At 68.0% G+C, this 19,701-nt stretch carries 13 protein-coding genes; 8 read left to right on the forward strand and 5 right to left on the reverse strand.

The genetic code is table 11. The features are described from left to right. Positions 1 to 83: 83 nt before the first annotated feature. The 4 genes from PYV00_RS07950 to PYV00_RS07965 all read left to right on the forward strand — a co-directional run bounded on the left by PYV00_RS07950 (position 84) and on the right by PYV00_RS07965 (position 3,150). Positions 84 to 710 carry a lytic transglycosylase domain-containing protein gene (locus PYV00_RS07950; RefSeq protein ID WP_428981616.1) on the forward strand — a complete coding sequence of 209 codons (627 nt, stop codon included), beginning with the start codon at positions 84 to 86 and terminating at the stop codon, positions 708 to 710. After that, positions 710 to 1,018, forward strand: coding sequence for a TrbC/VirB2 family protein (locus tag PYV00_RS07955; RefSeq protein WP_275227752.1), 309 nt, complete (start codon positions 710 to 712; stop codon positions 1,016 to 1,018). The genes PYV00_RS07950 and PYV00_RS07955 overlap by 1 nt, the downstream gene beginning before the upstream one ends. A 178-nt stretch (positions 1,019 to 1,196) precedes the next feature. Continuing rightward, a complete protein-coding gene (gene gdhA, locus PYV00_RS07960) occupies positions 1,197 to 2,552 on the forward strand; it encodes an NADP-specific glutamate dehydrogenase (protein WP_275227753.1) in 1,356 nt (451 codons plus the stop codon). A gap of 10 nt (positions 2,553 to 2,562) precedes the next feature. After that, positions 2,563 to 3,150 carry a Pycsar system effector family protein gene (locus PYV00_RS07965; RefSeq protein ID WP_275227754.1) on the forward strand — a complete coding sequence of 196 codons (588 nt, stop codon included), beginning with the start codon at positions 2,563 to 2,565 and terminating at the stop codon, positions 3,148 to 3,150. A gap of 137 nt (positions 3,151 to 3,287) precedes the next feature. Here the strand turns inward: PYV00_RS07965 and PYV00_RS07970 are convergent, their stop codons facing one another. Further along, entirely contained in the window at positions 3,288 to 4,226 is a 939-nt protein-coding gene (locus PYV00_RS07970) for a tetratricopeptide repeat protein (RefSeq protein WP_275227755.1), read from the reverse strand. A gap of 124 nt (positions 4,227 to 4,350) precedes the next feature. Here PYV00_RS07970 and PYV00_RS07975 point away from each other — a divergent pair, with 124 nt between their 5' ends. Genes PYV00_RS07975 through PYV00_RS07990 form a run of 4 tightly spaced genes read left to right on the forward strand, consistent with a single transcriptional unit; the run spans position 4,351 to position 10,278 of the window. Further along, on the forward strand, positions 4,351 to 6,795 hold the full coding sequence (locus PYV00_RS07975) for a cyclic nucleotide-binding domain-containing protein (protein WP_275227756.1): 2,445 nt from the start codon (positions 4,351 to 4,353) through the stop codon (positions 6,793 to 6,795). After that, the gene (locus PYV00_RS07980; protein ID WP_275227757.1) at positions 6,795 to 7,664 is read left to right on the forward strand and encodes a hypothetical protein; all 870 of its coding nucleotides are present in this window, start codon (positions 6,795 to 6,797) and stop codon (positions 7,662 to 7,664) included. Before PYV00_RS07975 ends, PYV00_RS07980 begins: the two co-directional genes overlap by 1 nt. A gap of 9 nt (positions 7,665 to 7,673) precedes the next feature. Continuing rightward, positions 7,674 to 9,389: a cytochrome c3 family protein gene (locus PYV00_RS07985; protein WP_275227758.1), complete on the forward strand. Its 1,716-nt coding sequence runs from the start codon at positions 7,674 to 7,676 to the stop codon at positions 9,387 to 9,389. Next, on the forward strand, positions 9,331 to 10,278 hold the full coding sequence (locus tag PYV00_RS07990; protein WP_342803801.1) for a metallophosphoesterase: 948 nt from the start codon (positions 9,331 to 9,333) through the stop codon (positions 10,276 to 10,278). The genes PYV00_RS07985 and PYV00_RS07990 overlap by 59 nt, the downstream gene beginning before the upstream one ends. A gap of 24 nt (positions 10,279 to 10,302) precedes the next feature. On the opposite strand, the gene PYV00_RS07995 is transcribed toward PYV00_RS07990, so the two are convergent. The 4 genes from PYV00_RS07995 to PYV00_RS08010 are packed head-to-tail and all read right to left on the reverse strand — an operon-like array spanning position 10,303 to position 19,662. Continuing rightward, positions 10,303 to 14,418: an LVIVD repeat-containing protein gene (locus PYV00_RS07995; protein ID WP_275227759.1), complete on the reverse strand. Its 4,116-nt coding sequence runs from the start codon at positions 14,416 to 14,418 to the stop codon at positions 10,303 to 10,305. Next, positions 14,418 to 16,346 carry a hypothetical protein gene (locus tag PYV00_RS08000; RefSeq protein WP_275227760.1) on the reverse strand — a complete coding sequence of 643 codons (1,929 nt, stop codon included), beginning with the start codon at positions 16,344 to 16,346 and terminating at the stop codon, positions 14,418 to 14,420. Before PYV00_RS08000 ends, PYV00_RS07995 begins: the two co-directional genes overlap by 1 nt. Beyond that, on the reverse strand, positions 16,346 to 18,334 hold the full coding sequence (locus PYV00_RS08005) for a heme-binding protein (protein WP_275227761.1): 1,989 nt from the start codon (positions 18,332 to 18,334) through the stop codon (positions 16,346 to 16,348). Before PYV00_RS08005 ends, PYV00_RS08000 begins: the two co-directional genes overlap by 1 nt. Beyond that, on the reverse strand, positions 18,334 to 19,662 hold the full coding sequence (locus PYV00_RS08010; RefSeq protein WP_428981620.1) for a multiheme c-type cytochrome: 1,329 nt from the start codon (positions 19,660 to 19,662) through the stop codon (positions 18,334 to 18,336). Before PYV00_RS08010 ends, PYV00_RS08005 begins: the two co-directional genes overlap by 1 nt. Between the last annotated feature and the right edge of the window lie 39 nt (positions 19,663 to 19,701).

The following is a 19,701-nucleotide window of genomic DNA, read 5'->3' on the forward strand; positions in this document are numbered from 1 at the left end:
GCGTCTGGGCAGTCCCTGGTTGGCAGCGCGGGCGCGAATGCGATATCTGGCGGCGGCCTCGGTTTGCGATGGGGATCGATTCGTTGAAGCTTGTGCAAGGGATATCGGCCGGTCTTGTGGCGCTGGCCTGCGCCATGCCCGGATCGGCGAGCGCGGACGTGCTCGAAGTCGGCAAGGGCGGCTACGAATGGGTCGCCGGCGGCCCGGCCCCGGTGGTGGAACTGCTGGAACAGGGCGACGCGCTGGCCGCCGATGGTGCCCCTGCCGTTGCCGATGCCGCGCTGCACCCGCAATCCTTCACGCAAGTGCTCGATGCCGCGGGCCCGGCCCGCTGGCGCGCGCAAGTGGCGCAGATCGCCGCGAAGTACGATATCAGCCCTACCCTGCTCGAAGCGGTCGTCTGGCAGGAAAGCCGCTGGAACGAAGGCGCGGTGTCGCCCGCCGGCGCGCGCGGCCTGGCGCAGCTCATGCCCGGCACCGCGCGGCAGATGGGGGTCAATTCGGGCGATCCCTTCGCCAACCTGGAAGGCGGCGCGCGCTATCTGCGGATGCAGCTCGATGCCTTCGGCGGCGATCTGGAAAAGGCGCTGGCCGCCTATAACGCCGGCCCCGCCCGCGTGCAGAAGGCCGGCGGCATTCCCGCGATTCGCGAAACCCAGCTTTATGTCGCGGCGATCATGTCGCGGCTCACCGATCCGGTGCGCAAATGATGACCCGCAAGACCGTTCCGTCGTTCCTGGCCGCGCTGTTCGCGCTGCCTGCCCGCCCCGCTTTCGCGCAGGCCACCACCGATCCGGCCGGCAGCGGCCCGATCGTCGCCGCGCTGGCCTGGCTGCAAGGCACGCTGCTGGGCAATGTCGCCACCGCCGTCGCGGTGATGGCCGTGGCCGCCGTCGGCTTCATGATGCTGACCGGGCGGATGAACTGGCGCTTTGGCGCCACCGTGATCATCGGCGTGTTCATCCTGTTCGGCGCCGGCGCGATCGTTTCAGGCATCCAGCAGGCCGCCGCCGGGTAACATCCGCGCCCCGGGGCAAGCCCGCTTCCCCGACTTTCCTCGCCATATTCGGCCTGCCTATATTCGGCCTGGCTATATTCCGCCTGTACGCCCCGCCGTGGGGCAAGTATCGTCTTGTCCGCAGCAAATTGGCCGACAGAGTCTTCGCTGGCCTGGCCAGACAAAAGGGGGAAGACAGATGGCGATCACCGATCACGTTGATTTCAACGGCTTCATGGAAGGCGTGAAGCGCCGCAACCCCTATCAGCCCGAATTCGTCCAGGCGGTCCAGGAAGTGGCCGAGGACATCTTCGATTTCATGGAAGACAAGGAGGAATACCACGCGCAGCAGATCCTGCGCCGGATCTCCGAGCCTGACCGGGTGGTCTCGTTCCGCGTCTGCTGGGAGGACGATGCCGGCAACATCCGCGTCCAGCGCGGCTGGCGCGTGCAGAACAACAACGCGATCGGACCCTACAAGGGCGGCATCCGCTTCCACCCGAGCGTGACTGAAAGCGTGCTGAAGTTCCTCGCTTTCGAGCAGACGTTCAAGAACGCGCTCACCGGCTTGCCGATGGGCGGCGGCAAGGGCGGATCCAACTTCAACCCCAAGGGCAAGAGCGTGCGTGAGATCATGCGCTTCTGCCAGTCGTTCATGACCGAACTCTATCGCCACATCGGCGCCGACGTGGACGTGCCGGCGGGCGACATCGGCGTGGGCGGGCGCGAGATCGGCTTCATGTTCGGCCAGTACAAGCGCATCACCAACCAGTTCACCGGCGTGCTGACGGGCAAGGGGCTGGAATACGGCGGCTCGCTGATCCGGCCCGAGGCGACCGGATACGGCGCGGTCTATTTCCTCGCCGAGATGCTGGCGACCAGGGATGACGGCCTGGTCGGCAAGACGGCGGTGGTGTCCGGCTCGGGCAATGTCGCCACCCACGCCGCCGAGAAGATCACGCAGCTGGGCGGCAAGGTGGTGACGCTGTCCGATTCGGGCGGCTTCATCCATGATCCCGACGGCATCACCCAGGAGAAGATCGACTGGGTGAAGGCGCACAAGACGCACCGGCGCGGTCGCATCCAGGACTATTGCGAGGAATTCGAGAACGCCAGCTTCCATCCCGGCAAGACGCCCTGGGGGGTGCCTTGCGATGTCGCCCTGCCTTGCGCCACGCAGAACGAGCTTTTGGGCGAGGATGCCCGCACACTGGTGGCCAATGGCTGCATGGCGGTGTCCGAAGGGGCCAACATGCCCACCGACCTTGACGGGGTGCACGTGTTCAAGGCGGCCAGGCTGCTCTACGCGCCGGGCAAGGCGGCCAATGCCGGCGGCGTTGCCGTCTCCGGCCTGGAAATGAGCCAGAATTCCGAGCGGCGCGCGTGGAAGGAAGAGGAACTCCAGCAGATGCTGAAGGACATCATGGCCGGCATCCACGAACGCTGCATGACTTATGGCCGGCAGGATGGCGGCTATTGCGACTATGTGAAGGGCGCGAACATCGCCGGCTTCAAGAAGGTCGCGGACGCAATGCTCGCCTTCGGCGTCGTCTGAGAGCGCACGGATGGCCGATACCCGCGAAATGCCCGGAACGGCGCCGCCGCCTCCGGGCCTGCGCGATTATGACGAGGGAACCTATTCGGTGCACGCCGTGCATCTGGTGCGCACCGCGATGACCAATCACATGGCGCTCAGCCAGATGGCCGACCAGAAGGCCAATATCCTGATGGGTGCCAATTTCCTGGTGTTCACGCTGGCGATCGGCGCGTTCGGCGGCGGCCATTACCGCCTCTCGCTGCTGATCCTGGCCTTCACCGCGTTTATCTCGGCGATGCTGGCGATGATCGCGGTCGTCCCCAAGTACGCGCCGCCCCGGCTGAGCGATGACGCCAATGTGAACCTGCTGTTCTTCGGAGTCTTCACCGGCTTCCCGCAGGAGGAATTCGTCGCGCGGGTGATGCCGCTCCTGGAGACCGACGGCCGTGTCCTGAGCACGATGCTGCGCGACATCTACCAGAACGGCATGGTGCTGCAGCACAAGAAGTATCGCTTCCTCGCCTATGCCTTCCACGCGTTCCGCATCGGGCTGGTGCTGGCCTTCGCGGTGTTCCTGTTCGAGAACCGCGACAAGTTCTGGACGATCTTTTCCTAGCGCGCCGCAACCGCCTCTCGTGCGTCATGCTGAACTCGGTTCAGCATCCATCGCGCGGCCGAAGCCGTTGGCCCGATCATTTCTGAAACACGTTCAGGATGACGAGAAAAAGGCCTGTCGTCCGCGCGGCCCCCGGCCTACTTCACGCCCAAAATCGCCGCCTGCTGGCGCAGGTAATCGGCCTTGCCGGGATTGGCCGCGACCGCTTCGGCCAGCGCCCCGGCGGCCTTGTCGGGCTCGCCCAGCGTCATTCGGCTGCGCATCAGCATGATCCAGCCATCGACATTGGCCGGATCGCCTTTCAGCCGGGTTTCCAGCCGATCGACCATGCCTTGCGCCATCTCGCGCTGCTGGCTGGGCGGAATGCGCGAGGCGCCGGCCAGATCCTGCGCGGTGGGGCCGGGAATGCCCTGTGCAGCGATGGGCGCGGCGACGGGCGGGCGCGCGGCCGGCGGCGATTGCGCGCTGGCAGCGGCGAGCCGGCCGGTCACGTCGATCCGGTTGATCTTGCCCACCTGCTCGATCGTGCGCACCAGATCCGCGCGCCACGGGGCATCGGCGGGAGTGTCTTCCAGCAGCGTCAGCCAATCGACGATCGCCCCCTTGTGATCGCCGGTCAGATCCTTCCTCACCGCCAGGAAATAGCGCGCGCGCGGGTCTTTCGGATCGATCGCCACCGCCTTTTCGAAAGCTTGCGCCGCCGCCGCCGGCATCGGATCGCGCGCGCTGGCCATGACCCGCGCCTCGCCCAGCGCCGACCAGGCCGCCGCATCGCCCGGATCGATCAGGCTTGCCCGCTCATAGGCGCGCACGGCATCGGCGAAGCGGCTTTGCGCGAAGTAGGCCATGCCCAGCCGGGCCCAGGCCGCGCCGTCCTTGGGATTGGCCGCCGTCTGCTTTTCCAGCGCGGCGATCAGGCCTGTCGCGTCCGCTGGCGCCGTGCTGGCCGGTACGTCTTCCGGCGCCGGATCGCGGCGGTGCGAAATGGCGAAGACGATGGCAAATGCGGCCGCCATCGCCGCGATCACCAGCAGTATCCTGCCGGCCGGGAAAGTTTTCGCGGCGTGTTGTGTCATGAAGGATAACCGTTCATTACTGTAGAGATGGCCCGATGGTTTGCCGCCGGACTTTGCACTGGGGATTTGCGCAAGTCGCGGCACTTTTGCAATCGCCTGACGGGTCGGGACCGGGGGTATTGGGGTGGAAGCTCGCGTGCGTCTTGCCATTGTCGGCTCAGGCCCGGCGGGCCTGAGCGCGGCCGGCCGCGCCGCGCAGCTCGGCATGTCGCACGTGCTGATCGAAAAGACCGCCCACTTGTCGGACACGATCTACAAGTACCAGAAGGGCAAGCACGTCATGGCGACGCCCGCCACGCTGGTGCTGCGCTCCGATCTCGCTTTCGATGCCGGCAAGCGCGAGGCGATCCTCGGCATCTGGGACGATCAGGCCGCCGGCCTCGCGATCCATGTCCGCTACAATGCCGAAGTCACCGCGATCGAGGGCGAGGAGGGCGCGTTCACGCTGAAGCTGAAAGGCGGCGGCACGATCGTGGCCGAGGCGGTGATCCTGGCCATCGGCACGCAGGGCAATCCCAACCGCCTGCGCTGCCCCGGCGCGGACATGCCGCACATCCAGTACCAGCTTGACGATCCCACCGAATATATCGACGAGCACATCACCGTGATCGGTTCGGGCGACGCCGGGATCGAGAACGCCCTGGGCCTTGCCGCCGATCCGGCGCAGGGCAACATCGTCACCATCCTCAACCGCAGCGCCGACTTCGCCCGCGCCAAGAAGGCCAATGTCGAGCTGTTGCAGGAAGCCGGCGCTGCGGGCCGGATCATCGTGCGCACCGAGACCAGCCCCGCCGAAGTGCGCGCGGGCGAGCTGGTGCTCGATACGCGCGACGGGCAGGAGACGATTCCCTGCGACCGGATCATCGCCCGCACCGGCTCGGCCCCGCCGCGCGCCTTCGTCGAGGCTTGCGGCATCGCCTTCACCAGCCCCGAGCGCGAGGCTTTCCCGGTGCTCTCGCCGGTGTTCGAAACGACGCGGCCCGGCATCCACGTGATCGGCGCGCTGGCGGGCTATCCGCTGATCAAGCACTGCATGAACCAGGGCTATGATGTCGTCGAATTCCTCAACGGCAACACCACGCTGAAGCCCGCCGACGAGCCGATCCTGGCCGAGAAGTTCGCTCCGCTGCCGGGCAATCGCAGCGTCGAGGAATGGCTGGACCTGTTCGGCAGCCGGATCGAGATCTTCAAGGAACTTTCGCCGCTGCAATTGCGCGAGCTGATGCTCGACAGCCGGGTGAAAAGCTTCACCAAGGGGCAGGCGGTGTTCGAGCGCAACGCGCCCGGCTCATCGCTCTTCGCCATCGCCAACGGCTCGGTGCTGGTCGAGGTCGACAAGGACGATCCGGGCAAGGTGGTGCCGATCGCGGAAGGCTCGATCTTCGGCGAAGTCGGCCTGATCTCGGGCCGGCGGCGCGGCGCGACGATCCGCGCCGCCGAGGATCTGATCGTCGTCGAGCTGTCGCGCACCGCCGCGCTCAAGCTCATCGCCACCGCGCCGCCCGCCGCGCGCGCGGTCAACCGCATCGCCATCGAGCGCCAGCTGCTCCAGATCTTCGGCTCGGGCCTCACCACGGAAGACGTCGCCGAGCTGGTCGACGGCGCGACGGTGGAGGAAAAGCGCGCGGGCGCGGTGGTCCTCAAGGAAGGCGACGAAGGCAACGACATCTACATCGTCCGGCGCGGTTCGATGATCGTGGAGCGCAATATCGCCGGCAAGGAGGTGTTCCTCAGCTACCTGCCCGCCGGCTCCTATGTGGGCGAGATGGCGGTGATCGACGGCTCGCGCCGCTCGGCGACGGTGCGCGCGGCGATCCGTTCCGAAGTGATCCGGCTGCCCGGCGACGCCTTCGTCCGCCTGCTCGACCGCAAGCCCGAGCTGAAGCGCAAGACGCTGGGCGCGATGGAGAAGCGGCGCGAGGTCAACGACTTCATCGAGGGGCGCAAGGAGAACTTCTCCAGCGTCGTCGACATGTATTCGCAGACCGCGCAGTTCCTTGTCGACAACGGCATCGGCGAGGCGACCGACGTGCTGCTGATCGACGAGACGCTCTGCGTCGGCTGTGACAATTGCGAGCGCGCCTGCGCCGACAGCCATGACGGCCTCTCGCGGCTCGACCGCGAGGCGGGCACGACTTACGCGCACCTCCACGTGCCGACTTCGTGCCGCCACTGCGAGCACCCGCACTGCATGGCCGATTGCCCGCCCAACGCGATCCGGCGCGGCGTCGACGGCGAAGTGTTCATCGACGATACCTGCATCGGCTGCGGCAATTGCCAGCGCAATTGTCCCTATGGCGTGATCCGCATGGACAGCGTGCCGCCGAAGAAGCCCTCGCTGCTCTCGTGGCTGTTCCTCGGCAAGGGGCCGGGGCCGGGCGAGCCGCCCAAGCTCTGGCGCAAGAAGCACGCCGAGGGTGTCGAGAGCCCCAAGCGGGCGATCAAGTGCGACATGTGCGCCGGGATCGAGGGCGGCCCTTCGTGCGTGCGCGCCTGCCCGACCGGGGCGGCGATCCGCGTTTCGCCCGAAGGCTTCCTGACCGTGACCAGGCTGGGGGAAGACGCCTGATGGCCTCGGTCCCCGAAACGAAAGCGACGGGGACCAGCCGCGATCGCGTGACCAGCCACGAAAGCTTCCTGCGCCACCGGCGCTTCCGCTGGCTCAAGATCGCGACCGTGCTGTGTCTGGTGTGCCTGGTCGCCTACTTCGCCGCCGACGTGAAGCCGCGCCCCGGCGGCGGCACCTGGCTGGGCTATGTGCTGGGCACGATCGGCGCGCTGCTGATCGTCTGGCTCTCGCTGCTGGGCATCCGCAAGCGGGCGATAACCGCCGGGCGCTGGTCGCTCAAGGCCTGGACTTCGGCGCACGTCTACCTTGGCCTATCGCTGATCGTCGTGGCCACGCTGCACACCGGCTTCCAGCTCGGCTGGAACGTGCACACGCTGGCCTATGCGCTGATGATGCTGGTGATCCTTTCGGGCCTGTTCGGCATCTACGTCTATGCCACGCTGCCTTCGGCGCTCAGCACCAATCGCGAGCAGATGACGCAGGGCCAGATGGTCGATTCGATCCGCGCGCTCGATCGCCAGCTCAACGACGCGGCCCAGCCGCTGGCGCGGGCGCAAGCGGATCTGGTGCTGGCCGCGCTGGCCGAAAGCCCGTTCGATGCCGGGCTGTGGCAGCGGCTGTCCGGCCATTATGCGCATTGCGCCACGCGAAAGGCGATCCTGGGCCTGGCCCGCGCCGGGCCGGGCGACGCGGCGATCGACCGGGTGGAAAAGCTGCTGGTCCGCCGCATGGCCCAGCTTGAGCGCCTGCGCCGCCACATGCGGCTGAAGGCCCTGCTCGAAGTCTGGCTCTATGTGCATGTGCCCGCGACGATCGCGCTGCTCGCGGCCCTGCTCGCGCACATCATCAGCGTCTTCTACTACTGGTAGGGCGGACCGATGAGTTTCACGCTCCGCACGATCGAGCTGACCGCGACCGGCCGCGAGATCGTGCGCGATCGCGCGCTTCCCGGCCCCAGCCTGACCATCGGCCGCGCGGCCGAGAACGACGTCCACTTGCCCGACCTCGCCGTCGAACCCCGACATGCGACCATGACCGAGCGCGAGGACGGGCGGGTCGATGTCGATACCGTGGGCTCGCTGGGCTTCACGCTGGACGGCGTCGATACCCGGCAAGCCTCGATCGACAGCCGGGGCAGCGCCGAGCTGGGCTTCGGCACCTATCGCATCACCGTCGCGCGCGAAGGGGCCGACGTGCTCCTGACCGTGCGGCAGACCGATACCGCGGCGACGCGATCGGGCGATCTGGAGGAAAAGCGCGGCTTCTCGCTCGCCGGCGTGCTGCCGGGCAAGCGCGGCGTTTCCTGGGCGCTGGCCATCGTCATCCTGCTGGCGTTCCTGGCGGTGCCGATCGTCAGCCACCTGACGCGCGACGTCACGGCCCGGCAGACCGTGATCGGCGATGCCGGCTGGAATCCCGGCGAGCTGAGCCTTGCCCACCACCAGCTTGCCGATCGCTGCGAGGCTTGCCACGTCCGTGCGTTCGAATCGGTGCGCGATGAAACCTGCCGCTCCTGCCACCGGGACGTGCACGACCATGCCGATCCCGCCCGGCTCGCCGCCGCGCGCGGCAACCAGCCGCTGGGGCCGCGCTTCCTCCAGGCCGTCGCCCATGCGTTCGGCAAGGAAGGGCCCGGAGCCTGCCAGGATTGTCATGCCGAGCATCAGGGGCCGGTCAAGCTGACGGCCCCTTCGCAGCAGTTCTGCGCCGATTGCCACGGCCAACTCAAGACCAGCCTCGCCGATACGCGGCTGGGCGATGCCGGCGATTTCGGCAAGCTGCACCCGCAGTTCACTCCGGCGATCGTGGTCGATCCGGCGACGCGCCGCACCGCCGCCGTCTCGCTCGACCGCCACCCGCGCGAGGACAACGGGCTGTTCTTCCCGCACAAGCTGCACCTCGATCCGCTGGGCGGCGCGGCGCGCATGGCGGGCAACATCGGCGCCGAGCGCGGGTACGGCCGGAACGGGCTGCAATGCCAGGATTGCCACCACAAGACCGAGGACGGCATCCGTTTCAAGCCGATCGACATGGAGCGCGATTGCGAAGGCTGCCACAGCCTGGCCTATGACAAGGTGGGCGGCGTGTTCCGCCGGCTGAAGCATGGCGATGTCGATCAGGTGATCGCCGACCTTACCGCCGCCGACATCACCCGCCCGCTGCCCAACCCGCGCCGCCGCCCCGGCGAATATGCCGATGGCGGCACGTACAGCTTCAACTTCTCCGCGCCGGTGTGGCAGGGGCTGCAAGTGCGCACCGCGCTTTCGCGGGACGGCATCTGCGGCGAATGCCACCGGCCGACCTTCGCGGGCGGCAAGCCCGGCGTGCTGCCGGTGACGCTGCCATCGCGCTATATGGCGCACGGCTGGTTCGATCACGCGGCGCACAAGCAGGAACCTTGCGCCAGCTGCCACGCCGCCAGGGCTTCCACCAGCGCGAGCGACCTGCTGCTGCCCGGCATCAAGGATTGCCGCACCTGCCATCTGGGTGAGGATGCGCGCAGCGCCAAGGTGCCATCGGGCTGCGCGATGTGCCATGGCTATCACACCACGGCGCAAGGCGCGGTGGAGGAAGGCCGAAGGACGCGAAGCTGATGGTCGCACGGATCGCAAGGCGGGATCGGGGCCGGGCGTGCTGATCGCCCAGCTTACCGACATTCATATCGGCTTCGACCGGGGCAACCCGGACGAATACAACATGCGCCGGCTGAAAGCCGTGGTGCAGCGCCTGATCGAAGGCCCGGACGAGCCCGACCTGCTGCTGCTGACGGGCGATCTCACCGAATATGGCGATGCGCAAAGCTATGCCCTGCTGAACGAGGCGCTTTCGGTCTGCCCGTTCCCGATCTGGCCGGCGGTGGGCAACCATGACGTGCGCGCGGCGCTGCTGGCCGCCTATCCGCAGGTTCCGGCGGCGGACGGCTTCGTCCAGTATGCGCTGGAAGCGCAGGGCCTGCGCCTGATCGTGCTCGATACGCTGGAGGAAGGCCGGCACGGCGGTGCTTTCTGCGAAACCCGCGCGCGCTGGCTGGATGCCGAGCTGTCCGCCCATCCCGATACGCCGACGCTGCTGGTGATGCATCACCCGCCGTTCGCATCCGGGCTGGTCTGGCTGGACAGCGACGAGGACGAAAGCTGGATCGGCCGCTTCCGCGAGGCGATCGCCGGCCACGCGCAAGTGGGCGGGGTGATCTCGGGCCACTTGCACCGCACCATCCACACCGTGCTGGACAGCGTGGCCTATACCGTCGTCGGATCGACCGCGCCCGCCGCCGCGCTCGACCTGACGCCGATCGACTTGCGCGTGCCTGACGGCCGGGCGATGATCACCGACGAGCCGCCGGTCTTCGCGCTGCACCGCTGGGACGGCAGGCGCGTGGTCTCGCACAGCGAAGCCGTCACCGACGCGGCCGTGCTGGCCCGCTATGACGCGAACTTCCTGCGCGTGGTGCAACTGATCGAAAAGGAACGCGGCGAAGGCTGAGCGGTCAGCAGATCCTGACCGACCCTACCGCGCCGGCCGCCAGGCCGCCATGTCGACGTCATCGGAAACCTTGAACGGCACGCCGCGCCCGGTCATGAACAGGCGCTCCATCTCGGGCCGGGTGAAGGGGCGCGAGCCGACGCGGCCGAACACCGCCATCTGGCCCCCGGTCTCGTCCACGCCGCGATCGCGATCGAGCCCCTTGGACAGCGCCAGCGCGGGCATGGGGGTGCGCGCCCAGGCGATCAGCTCGGGCATGGGGGCGGGCGAGAAGCCATAGAAATTCGGCTGGCTGGCGGGCGAGGTGAGCTGGATCACCTTGAGCCCGTTGCGCCCATCGGCGACATAGGCGAACAGCGAGGCATTGGTGGTGCCCACGATCACGTCCCGGGCATCGTTGAGCTGCCCGTCGAACGTCACCTTGCGGTAGACCACCGGCGCCATCGGCCGCGTCACGTCAATGATCACCAGCCCTTCCGGCCCGGCCGCGACATAAGCGTAAGTGCGGGCAAGGTAGATCCGCCGCGCATCGGCCAGCGGCACCGTGCCCGCAGGCACCGCCACCGGATTGCGCAAGTCGGTCACGTCGAACAGCTTGAGGCCCTCACGGTCCGTCACCCAGAGATAGCGGAACTGCACCGCGCTGGCCCGCGCATCGCCGAGCGGACGCACGGCGGCGAGCCGGGGATGCAGCGGGTCTTTCAGGTCCACCACCACCAGACCGGCATCGGCGGTGACATAGGCCACCTCGCCCGCCAGCACGATGTGCCGCGCGCCCTTGAGCACGTTGTCCGGGTTCCAGGTGACGGCGCGTTCCAGCCTGTTGTTGCGGAACTCGCCGTCGGCCAGCGATTCGACGTTGACCATGATCAGGCCCTCGACGCTGTCGGTGACGGCGGCATAGCTGTAGATCGGCAGGAACGGCTGTTCCTGGTTGGCATCGCGCAGCGTCAATGGGCTGCCATCGGCCTTCATCATCGGATGGCCCGCCGCATCCTTGATGCCGGTTTCGGCCATCATGCGGTTGCGGGTCGGCGCGATCGCCTGGTTGGTCGGCAGCGCCATGCAGGTGGCGTTCGTCGTCCTGACCCGCGTGTCCTGCCCCAGCGGCGAGAACGGCGCGCTGATCACCGCGTCGGAGAAGCCCTTGTTGGCGACCGAGGCGATGTCATAGACGCGGAAGCCGCCCTTGCCTTCGGCCACGAACATGTATTCGCCGCGCATCTGCAGGCAGCCGACCGCGCCACTGGTGCCCTGCACCACGTTGCGGAACGGCTCGATCGGATGGGTCTCGCCCGAAAGCTTCGCGTCGAAGGTCTTGCCGCGCGTCCAGTCCTTCAGTTCGCGGTGATTGTCCTCCACGTGCATCCGGTAATAATCGGGATAGGCGTATTTCTGGAGGTACGATCCGATCACCGCCTGCGGCTCGTCCCATTCGGTGACGCGCACCGCCTCGAACCCGCCGGCCAGGCCCACCCAGGCGTTCATCCCGACGAAGTTGACGAAATTGGTGCCCAGCAGCAGCGTCTGCGCCATGATCGCGTTGTTGTCGTCCTGGGCGGACAAGTGGCAATCGCTGCAGGTCTTGGTCTCGGTCAGCCGCACGGTGTGCGGGAAATGCGGCGCGAAGGCCTGGCTGGAAAAGCCCGCCGCGCTGATCGGCGGCTGCTGGATATAGATGCGCTCACGGTTGAGGTTGGTGGACGACAGCACCAGCGCCGAGGTCGAGCGGATCGGCGCGACCTCGTTGCCCTTGGTCGTCATGTGCTTGCCGAGCTGGAACATCTCGTCGCGCGCCACTTGCGGGTTGTAGGTCGCGAAATTGCGCGTCTCCTCGCCCTCGTAGTGGTGCATCCTGGTCTTCCAGTTCGCCTCGATCGGCAAGTGGCAGCCGCCGCAGCTCGTGGTCCAGGAAAGGTGGCAAGTGAAGCACGCCATCTCGCCGTCCTTGTGCGCCCGGTCTGCCAGCGGCACGCCGGGGCCGAAGCCGAAGCTGCCGTCCTCGGCGCCGGACTTGCTCATCAGCTTGGCGCGCGCCGACTTCGCATTGAACTCGGGCGAGGCGGGATCGACCGCGTTCTTGACCAGGCTGACCTCCCACTGGAGGCGCGGATCGACGATCGAGCGCTGGATCAGGTGCTTGCGGCCAAAGCCGTCACTGCGCCATTCGAAGCGGCGCTTGCCATCGGGGTTGCGCAGCAACGTCAGGTTGTTGCCCTTGGGCGGCGCGGCCGGGCCCGACGTGATCAGCGTGGGATAGGCATCGGCGGTGCCGTGGCAATCCTTGCAGCCGATCTCCACCGCGTTGGCCACTTCGCCATAGATGAAGCCGCTGCCGTGCGCGTCCTGCGCGAAGTGGCAATCGGCGCATTGCAGGCCCTTTTCGGCGTGGATGTCCATCATGTGCACGGTCTTGCCGGGATTGGTGCCGACCGCCGCGAACTTGCCTTCGCCCGCCTTGCGCCATTTCTCGGGATCGTCGGGATCGACGATGTGTGCCTTGTCGGTGCCGTAAGTCGCCATGTTGCCATCGGCGTCGAGCAGATTGCCGTCGCGATCGCGCTTGAAGATGCCCCGGAAGTTCCAGCCGTGGCCATGATAATCGGCGAACTGGGTGTCCTTCAGCCCGGGGTTGAGGTCATAGACGTTGCGCAGGAAATCGAGATCGGCCCACTTGCCCTTGGGCGAGGCGGCCTCGGGATTGCGCTCCAGCACCTGGTGGATTTCGGCCGCCGTCGGGTACTTCTGTTGTTCCGGCCACATGTGCGGCGCGTCGGACTCATACTCCCACATGGTGTAGCCAAGGTAGCTGTTCAGGAAGATGTTCGGCTGGTGCATGTGGCAGTTCATGCACTGCGCGGTGGGGATCGCGCGGGTGAACACATGCTGCAGCGGGTGGCCCTTCTCGCGGTCGTCGGGCGCATCGGCCAGGCCGTCGCCGCCGTCGCCATGCCCCTCCGCGCCTTTCAGCGCGCCGTGACCGCCGCCGTGGCCATCATCGGCCGCGCGCTGTTTCAGCGCGGCGATGGCCGGATCGCGCGTGATCGACTGGCCGTCGCGGCCCAGCGGAGCGTAGATCAGGCTGTGGCGCGGCTCGCGATCGTTGGCATAGATCACGTGGCAGGCGCTGCACCCCGAACTGCGATAGTCGCCCGGCTGGTCGTTGGTGCCCATGAACCAGGTGTAGGGATCGTTGAGGCGCGTCTTGTGGATATTGAGCGCGGGGATCGCCACCCGCAGCCCCGTGCCCGGCCCCCGGCTGGATTGCTTCAGGTCGGGCCGGCCCGGCTCCTCCAGCCGCTGGATGCTGCCGGTGGGATTGGGCAGGCCGATCTCGGCGAACTGGGTGCCGATGTTGCGCCCGCCACGCTCGAACACGCGGAACACGTCGCCCGGCGGGATGACGTTCCAGCGCGGCAGCGGATAGAGCGCGGCCAGCGCGCCGCGCGCCTGCTGTTCGGGCGTCAGCGTGCCCGGCGGATCGCCCGGCGAGACGATCTTCGCCGGCTCCCCTTCACGCGTATAGCTTTCGCCGAAGATGTAGTTCTTGAAGGGGACGATGCCGTTGTTATAGGCCGCGCCGCCCCACAGCATCGCGCCCGATGCCATCAGCGAGCGTTCCGCCGCCTCGATCACCGGCAGATGGCAGGCCCCGCACGCCTCGCGCGCCACGCGGTAATCGCCGGGATTGACGAAACGGACGAATTCGGGCGCCTCGCGATTGAGCAGAGTATAGCTCCGCTCGGGATTGGCCGAAGCGGGATAGTGCCAGGATTTCGGGTATTTGGGCAGGACATGCGCCTGCTCGCGCGCGGCGATGTAGTCGGGATGGTCGAAGCCCAGCTCGGGGCGGCCCACGATCCGGGCATTGCCGCCGTGGCAATCGGTGCAGCCCAGCTTCACCGCCGGCGTGGCGTGCATACTCACCGAATCGGACGCGGTGTGGCAGCTCATGCAGCCGGCCGATTTCGTCCGCACGTCGTCCGCGCTCTGGCGCGCGGGCGCGGGCAGCGCGGTGACGCGTGCATAATCGCGCGCGACCGGCTTTTCCTCGTCGCTCGCCAGCAGGCGGCCGGCCGGGATCGCCAGGGTGGCCAGAGCGATGGCGAGCAACAGGAAGAGGTGGCCCAGGCGCCGCATCAGTACGTCACGATCACGTTGGCCAGCACGGAATAGTAGTTCCGGTTGTCGTTGGCGTTGTCGAACAGGTCGCGAAAGCCGCTGCCCGGCAGCAGGGCGGCGGCGGAGAGCCGGGCGACGATGTTCTGCGTCGCCTTAGGCCGCCAGATCGCCGAGGCCGACAAATCCCAGCCGATGTCCCTCGGGATCGAGCCTTCGTTGCGCAGCGTCTCCAGCGTCACGGTGTTCTCGAACCACAAGTGGTTGGAGTTGACCGACAGGCGGAACTCGGGAGTGAGGTCGAAGTCCGCGCCTGCGCCGAGCAGCATCGTGCCCGGATTGTTGAAGTTCGACTGGCCCTGTTCCTTCGACGAGCGCAGCGAATTGAGGATGCCGTTGCGGCCGTTGATGCCGATCACGCGGCCGCCGCCGGCGAACGGGATGGTCTGGCGGATCCAGTAGCTGGTGTCCGCCCCGGCGAAGACCGGGTTCTCGAACACCGCGTCGAACCCGGTTTCCTTGTCGTCGTAGGGATCATGATCGCCGGTGGCATAGAGCGCTGAGAGCCGGAAGCGTGTCCAGGCGCGGTCATAGCTGAGTTCGGCGGCGCCGAAGAAGGCGCGGATATCGGCCTTCTCGTCGGTGAAGAAGCTGTTGCGGTCCTGCCCCAGCGCGGCATAGGCCGAGGCGGTGAGGTTGAGCCGGCCGATCCGGCCATCGGCGTTGTAGCCCAGGTACACCACGTCGTAATCGCGGCCCCGCAGCGTTCCGAGCAGCGCCGGGCGCACCGGGAAGCCGTTGTCGTCGACCTCGATCTCGTCGCCCTCGCGGTTGCGGTTGTAGGCGATCGTGATCTGGCTGGTCAGCGCCGGGATCAGGAAGTCCTGGCGATAGACATTGACGATGAACAGGAAATCGTCGCGCGGACGCTGCACCACTGAATTGAGCCCGCTGTTGGTGTCCTTCTCCAGCCGCCAGAACGCGGCGAGATTGTACTGGAAGCGGTTGTTGTCGCGATTGCCGAACAGGCGCACGCCAAGCTGGCTGTCGTTGAACAGGAAGCCGCGAAAGTCCGCCTGGAACGGCTGCACGCCGACGCGGATCGAATCGAAATCATAGCGGTCGGAGACGTTGCGGATATGATAATCGACGAAGGCTTCCTGCACCCCCAGGAAATGGTCGGCGCGGTGCGAGGCCCTGGACGGCTCGACATGCAGCACGCGCCGTTCGGGCACGTTGACGTAGCTGTAATTGAACGCCAGCGTCAGGCGGTACTCGATCTCGGGCGGCTTGAACGCCGTGTTGCCCTTGATCAGCGCCACCCCGGCGATGAAACTTTGCGAGAAGACGAAGCTCGCGTCCTTGCCGAACACGTCCAGGCTGCCGGGCCGCTCGGTGGTCTGCACGCCGACCGGAATCGGGAAGGTACGCGGCTCCAGCACCGTGTCGGAAATCGCGCTGGCGACGAAGAACCAGTCGTCACCCTGGATCGGCAGCCAAGGCACCCTGGCCCGATCGATCGGCCGGTCGCCCTTGTAGGTGTTCTGGTGATAGGGATCGAACCAGCGTTCCTTGACCACGCCCAGCGTCTCGATCAGCCGCCAGCGGTCGGGGATCGGCACCTGATCGGTGGGAAAGGCCTCGGGCGGCGGCGCGCGCACCGCGCCGGGATTGTCCTGCGTGATCCGGCCGGGCAGGCGCGGGTCGTAGCCGGGGCGGCGGCGGCCCTGGATGATCGTGGGATCGACATCGTCGGGCGCGGGATCGACGCCGGGCGGGTCCATGATCGGCTGCTCCCCGGCGTCGGCGGCATCCTCTTCGGGCGGCGGGAAGTCCTCGGCCGGTTCGTCCGGTGGCGGCGACTCGGGCGAGGCCACGGCGGGCGGCGGCGCGACATCGGCTATCGGCTGGGCCAGCAGCAGGGGAAGCGTGAGCGCGGGGATCGCCATCACAGCCCCTGGCAGACGTTCTGCGCCGCGCTGTCGAGGAACGGCGCGAAGGGGCAACTGACATAGCGCAGCCGCACCGGCTTGCCGCCCACGTTGACCACGATCGTGTCGGCGCGGATTTCGGCCGGGGCATTGCCCAGCGTGCCGAGCCTGGCCCCGGCATTGTGTGCGCCCAGGAAGCTGATCATGTCATCCTGGTCGATGCCGTCGCCCGAAACGCCGAGCCCACCGATCAGCGTGCCGCCGCGATAGATCGGGACCGAGCCGGGGAAGATCTGGATGCCGTTCTGCAGCCGACTCTGGCCGGGCGCGACTTCGGGCAAGGCGGTGCAGCGCCGCGGCGTATCGGCGTTCGACTGGCCGAGCACATAAGCCAGGTGCTGGCCAAGGTTGGCGAAGACCAGCGCCGATTGCAGCCCGGTGGAGAACGGGTTGAACTGCTCGATCGGGCGCGAGAGCGGGCCGGGCGGATTGCCGACCTCGCCATCGGGGAAATAGGGCCGCGACAGGTTGCCGCCCGAACGATCCGCGAAAGCGAACGCGCCGGTCAGCGCGGCCGGATCGTTGAGGAACGTGCGCAGCTTGCCGACGAAGCCACGCACGTCGGCACTGGGATCGGCCAGCAGGTCCGGCCCGGCATGGGCGCCCGAAAAGAACGCGGCGGTGCGCGCCTTCTGCAGCGAGACATCGGTGCCGAAGATCGGCGCATCGGGCGCGCGCACCACGCCCAGCACTTGTCCGCGCGTATCGACCAGCGAGATCGTCACTTGCGCGCGGCTGTCGAGCGGCTGGCGGATCTGCGCCCGCGCGCGCGTCATGATCTGGAAGGCTTCCTCCAGCAGCGCGCGCGCCTCGGCGGCGGTGATCGGCTGGGCGATGTCCGCCCCGTCGGTGCCCGCGCGGATCGGGAAGCGGTTGGCGCCGCTGCCGTCGGTGAGGATGAAAGCGTCGCGATCGGCGAATTCGGCGGTGGTCGCCTGGCGCACGCCCGAGGCTTCCGTGCCGTAAGCCGTGCCCGCCAACGGCGCGTTCGCGCTGAAATAGCCGCGCACCGCCAGCATCGCGCCCAGCGCCGGATCGGTCTGCGCGTAAGTCGCGCCGGTGACGTTGAACAGGCTGGCGTAAGCGGCATCCGAATAGCGCAATTGCGTGCCATCGACATAGATCCGGTCGGCACGGATAGCCTCAGGCGCTGCGAAGCCCAGCGTGCCGGCGAGCGCGATCTGCTCGTCGATATCGGCATCGGTATCGAGGATATCGGGATCGAAGGCGTAGTCGGGATCGGCGCTCACGCCGATGCCGCCCACCAGCACGCCGTCCTTGTAGAGCGGGAAGCCGCCCGGATCGGCCGAGAGGCCGAGGGGCGAGCGCTTGGGCCCGATCAGCGCGTCGGGGCTGGCGGTGCCCGGAAAGCGCGCGGCCAGGTCCGAGCAGGGAAGCTGGCTGAACTGCACGCCGAACAGCGGCCCGCTTTCCAGCCCGACCGTGCTGGGCGCCGGCGGGAAATGCGGCTGCACGATCTGGCTGGCGGTGCGCGTGGTGAAGGCATTGCCCGCGCTCGACAGGTAAGCGCCCGTGATGGCCTTGGCGATCGCGGCGGCCTGTGACGGTACGTCAAGGCCCTGCACGTCCACGTTCTGGCGGTTGGGCGCATCGGGGATCTTCACCGTGCCGGGCGCGCCGGTCATACGGAAGACGGCAAGCACGTTGCCCACCCGATCGACCACCGCGATCGTCGCCGGGTGGCCCGCTTGCCGGGCCTGCGCGGCCGCCTGCGCGACGATCCTGCCGGTGTCCGTGGCCGAGAGCGCAAGCTGCGTGGGCGCGGCGTATTCCTCGATCGCGGTGCCGGGAACACCGGCGGGGCCCGGTGCCGGCGTCGGGCCGGGCGTCGAACCGCCACCTCCGCCCGTGCCGCCATCGCCGCCGCCACACGCCGCGACCAGCAGGAGCGCGGCCGTCCCCAGCGAACGGACGGGTCTGCCCATCAGCGCAACGCCGCGATGCCGCGCGCGGCATTGCCCAGCGCGGCGCGGAACGTGGCGGGATCATAGCGCTCCGGGCTGCCCACGGCGGCATAGGCGCGATTGATGCTGGCGCGGATGCCGGCCGCCGCGCCCAGCGTGACGCGGTCCTCGCGCACCATGGCGTTGAGCAGGGTATCGACCGCCATGACCGCCTGGGCCGAGCCGGCATAATCGGTGAAGCGCGGCGCGATCGCCTTGCCGGCAATCGCCGCGACCACCTGGAACGCGGCATCGCCGCCATAGCCGCGCGCCGCGATCGCATCGGACAAGGCATCGGCGGCGGCGCCCAGCTGCTGCGCGGCGGCGACGGCCTGCGGACGCCCTTCGGCCATGGCGGCGTGGAACTGGCGCGCGGCGGCATCGAAGCGGGCGCCCGGACCGGGCGCGAGCACGCTGGCCACGGCCGAGAGCATGATGATGTTCTCGTCATTGTAGGGCGGATTGCCGAAGGGGATGGGCCGCGCCGGATTGACCTCGAACGTGCGCCGGGCGGCCGGGTTGTCGCTGATCCGGCGGTGGCAGCTATGGCAATCGTAGAAATAGAATTGCGGAAACAGCCCTTCGCTGCCGAACCGGGGATTGGCGAAAAGCCGGGTCGAGCGCTTGACCGCTTCGGCCTGTCCGATCGCCCAGGTCTGGACGCTGTCGGGCCGGCCCTTGCGCTTCACGTAGTCGTCATCGACGTCGTAGTGCTGCTGCAGCGAGGAGAACAGGTCCAGCTCGAACGAGACGCGCGGGTGCCCCGCCGCCATCATCGCGTGGGTGACGAACTGGCCGGGCTTGTCGCTGCCGAAATGGCAATCGAGGCAGACAGCGGCGCGCACTTGCGGCCGGTCAAGCGCGATCATGCCGGCCGCCACGTTCGAGGCGTGGCTCGCGGGCACGGCATAATGACTGGAAAGCCAGCCCGAGGCCGCGCCGTGGCAGGATTCGCAGCCCACGCCGTCGGCGGCGAGATAGCGCCCGCCGCGCGCTTCGCCAGGCGCATTGGTGGAATGGCAGCCCAGGCAGGCCGGGGCCGAGCCCGCGCGGCCCAGCCCCAGCGCGGTGGCGATGCGCTGGCCGCGCGCGGTATCGAGCACGGCGGCGGCGCGGCTGTGTGCCCCGGTCTTGCTGGAAGGCTCCTGCCAGATGCGCAGCTCATCCTGACGCACCGCCTTGCCGTCCCCCTCGTTGCGGCCGTGGCAAGTGGAGCCCGCGCAACTGGCGACGCCTTCGAAGCCGCCCGCCTCGGCGATCGTGGCGGCGCCCAGGCCCACGAGCAGCGCGAGGCCAAGCGCCAGCAACAGCCGGGCAAGCGGCCGGAAACTCGTACGCTGTGCCCCCAC

This window comes from Novosphingobium album (ex Liu et al. 2023) (assembly GCF_029076845.1).
GTDB lineage: Bacteria > Pseudomonadota > Alphaproteobacteria > Sphingomonadales > Sphingomonadaceae > Novosphingobium.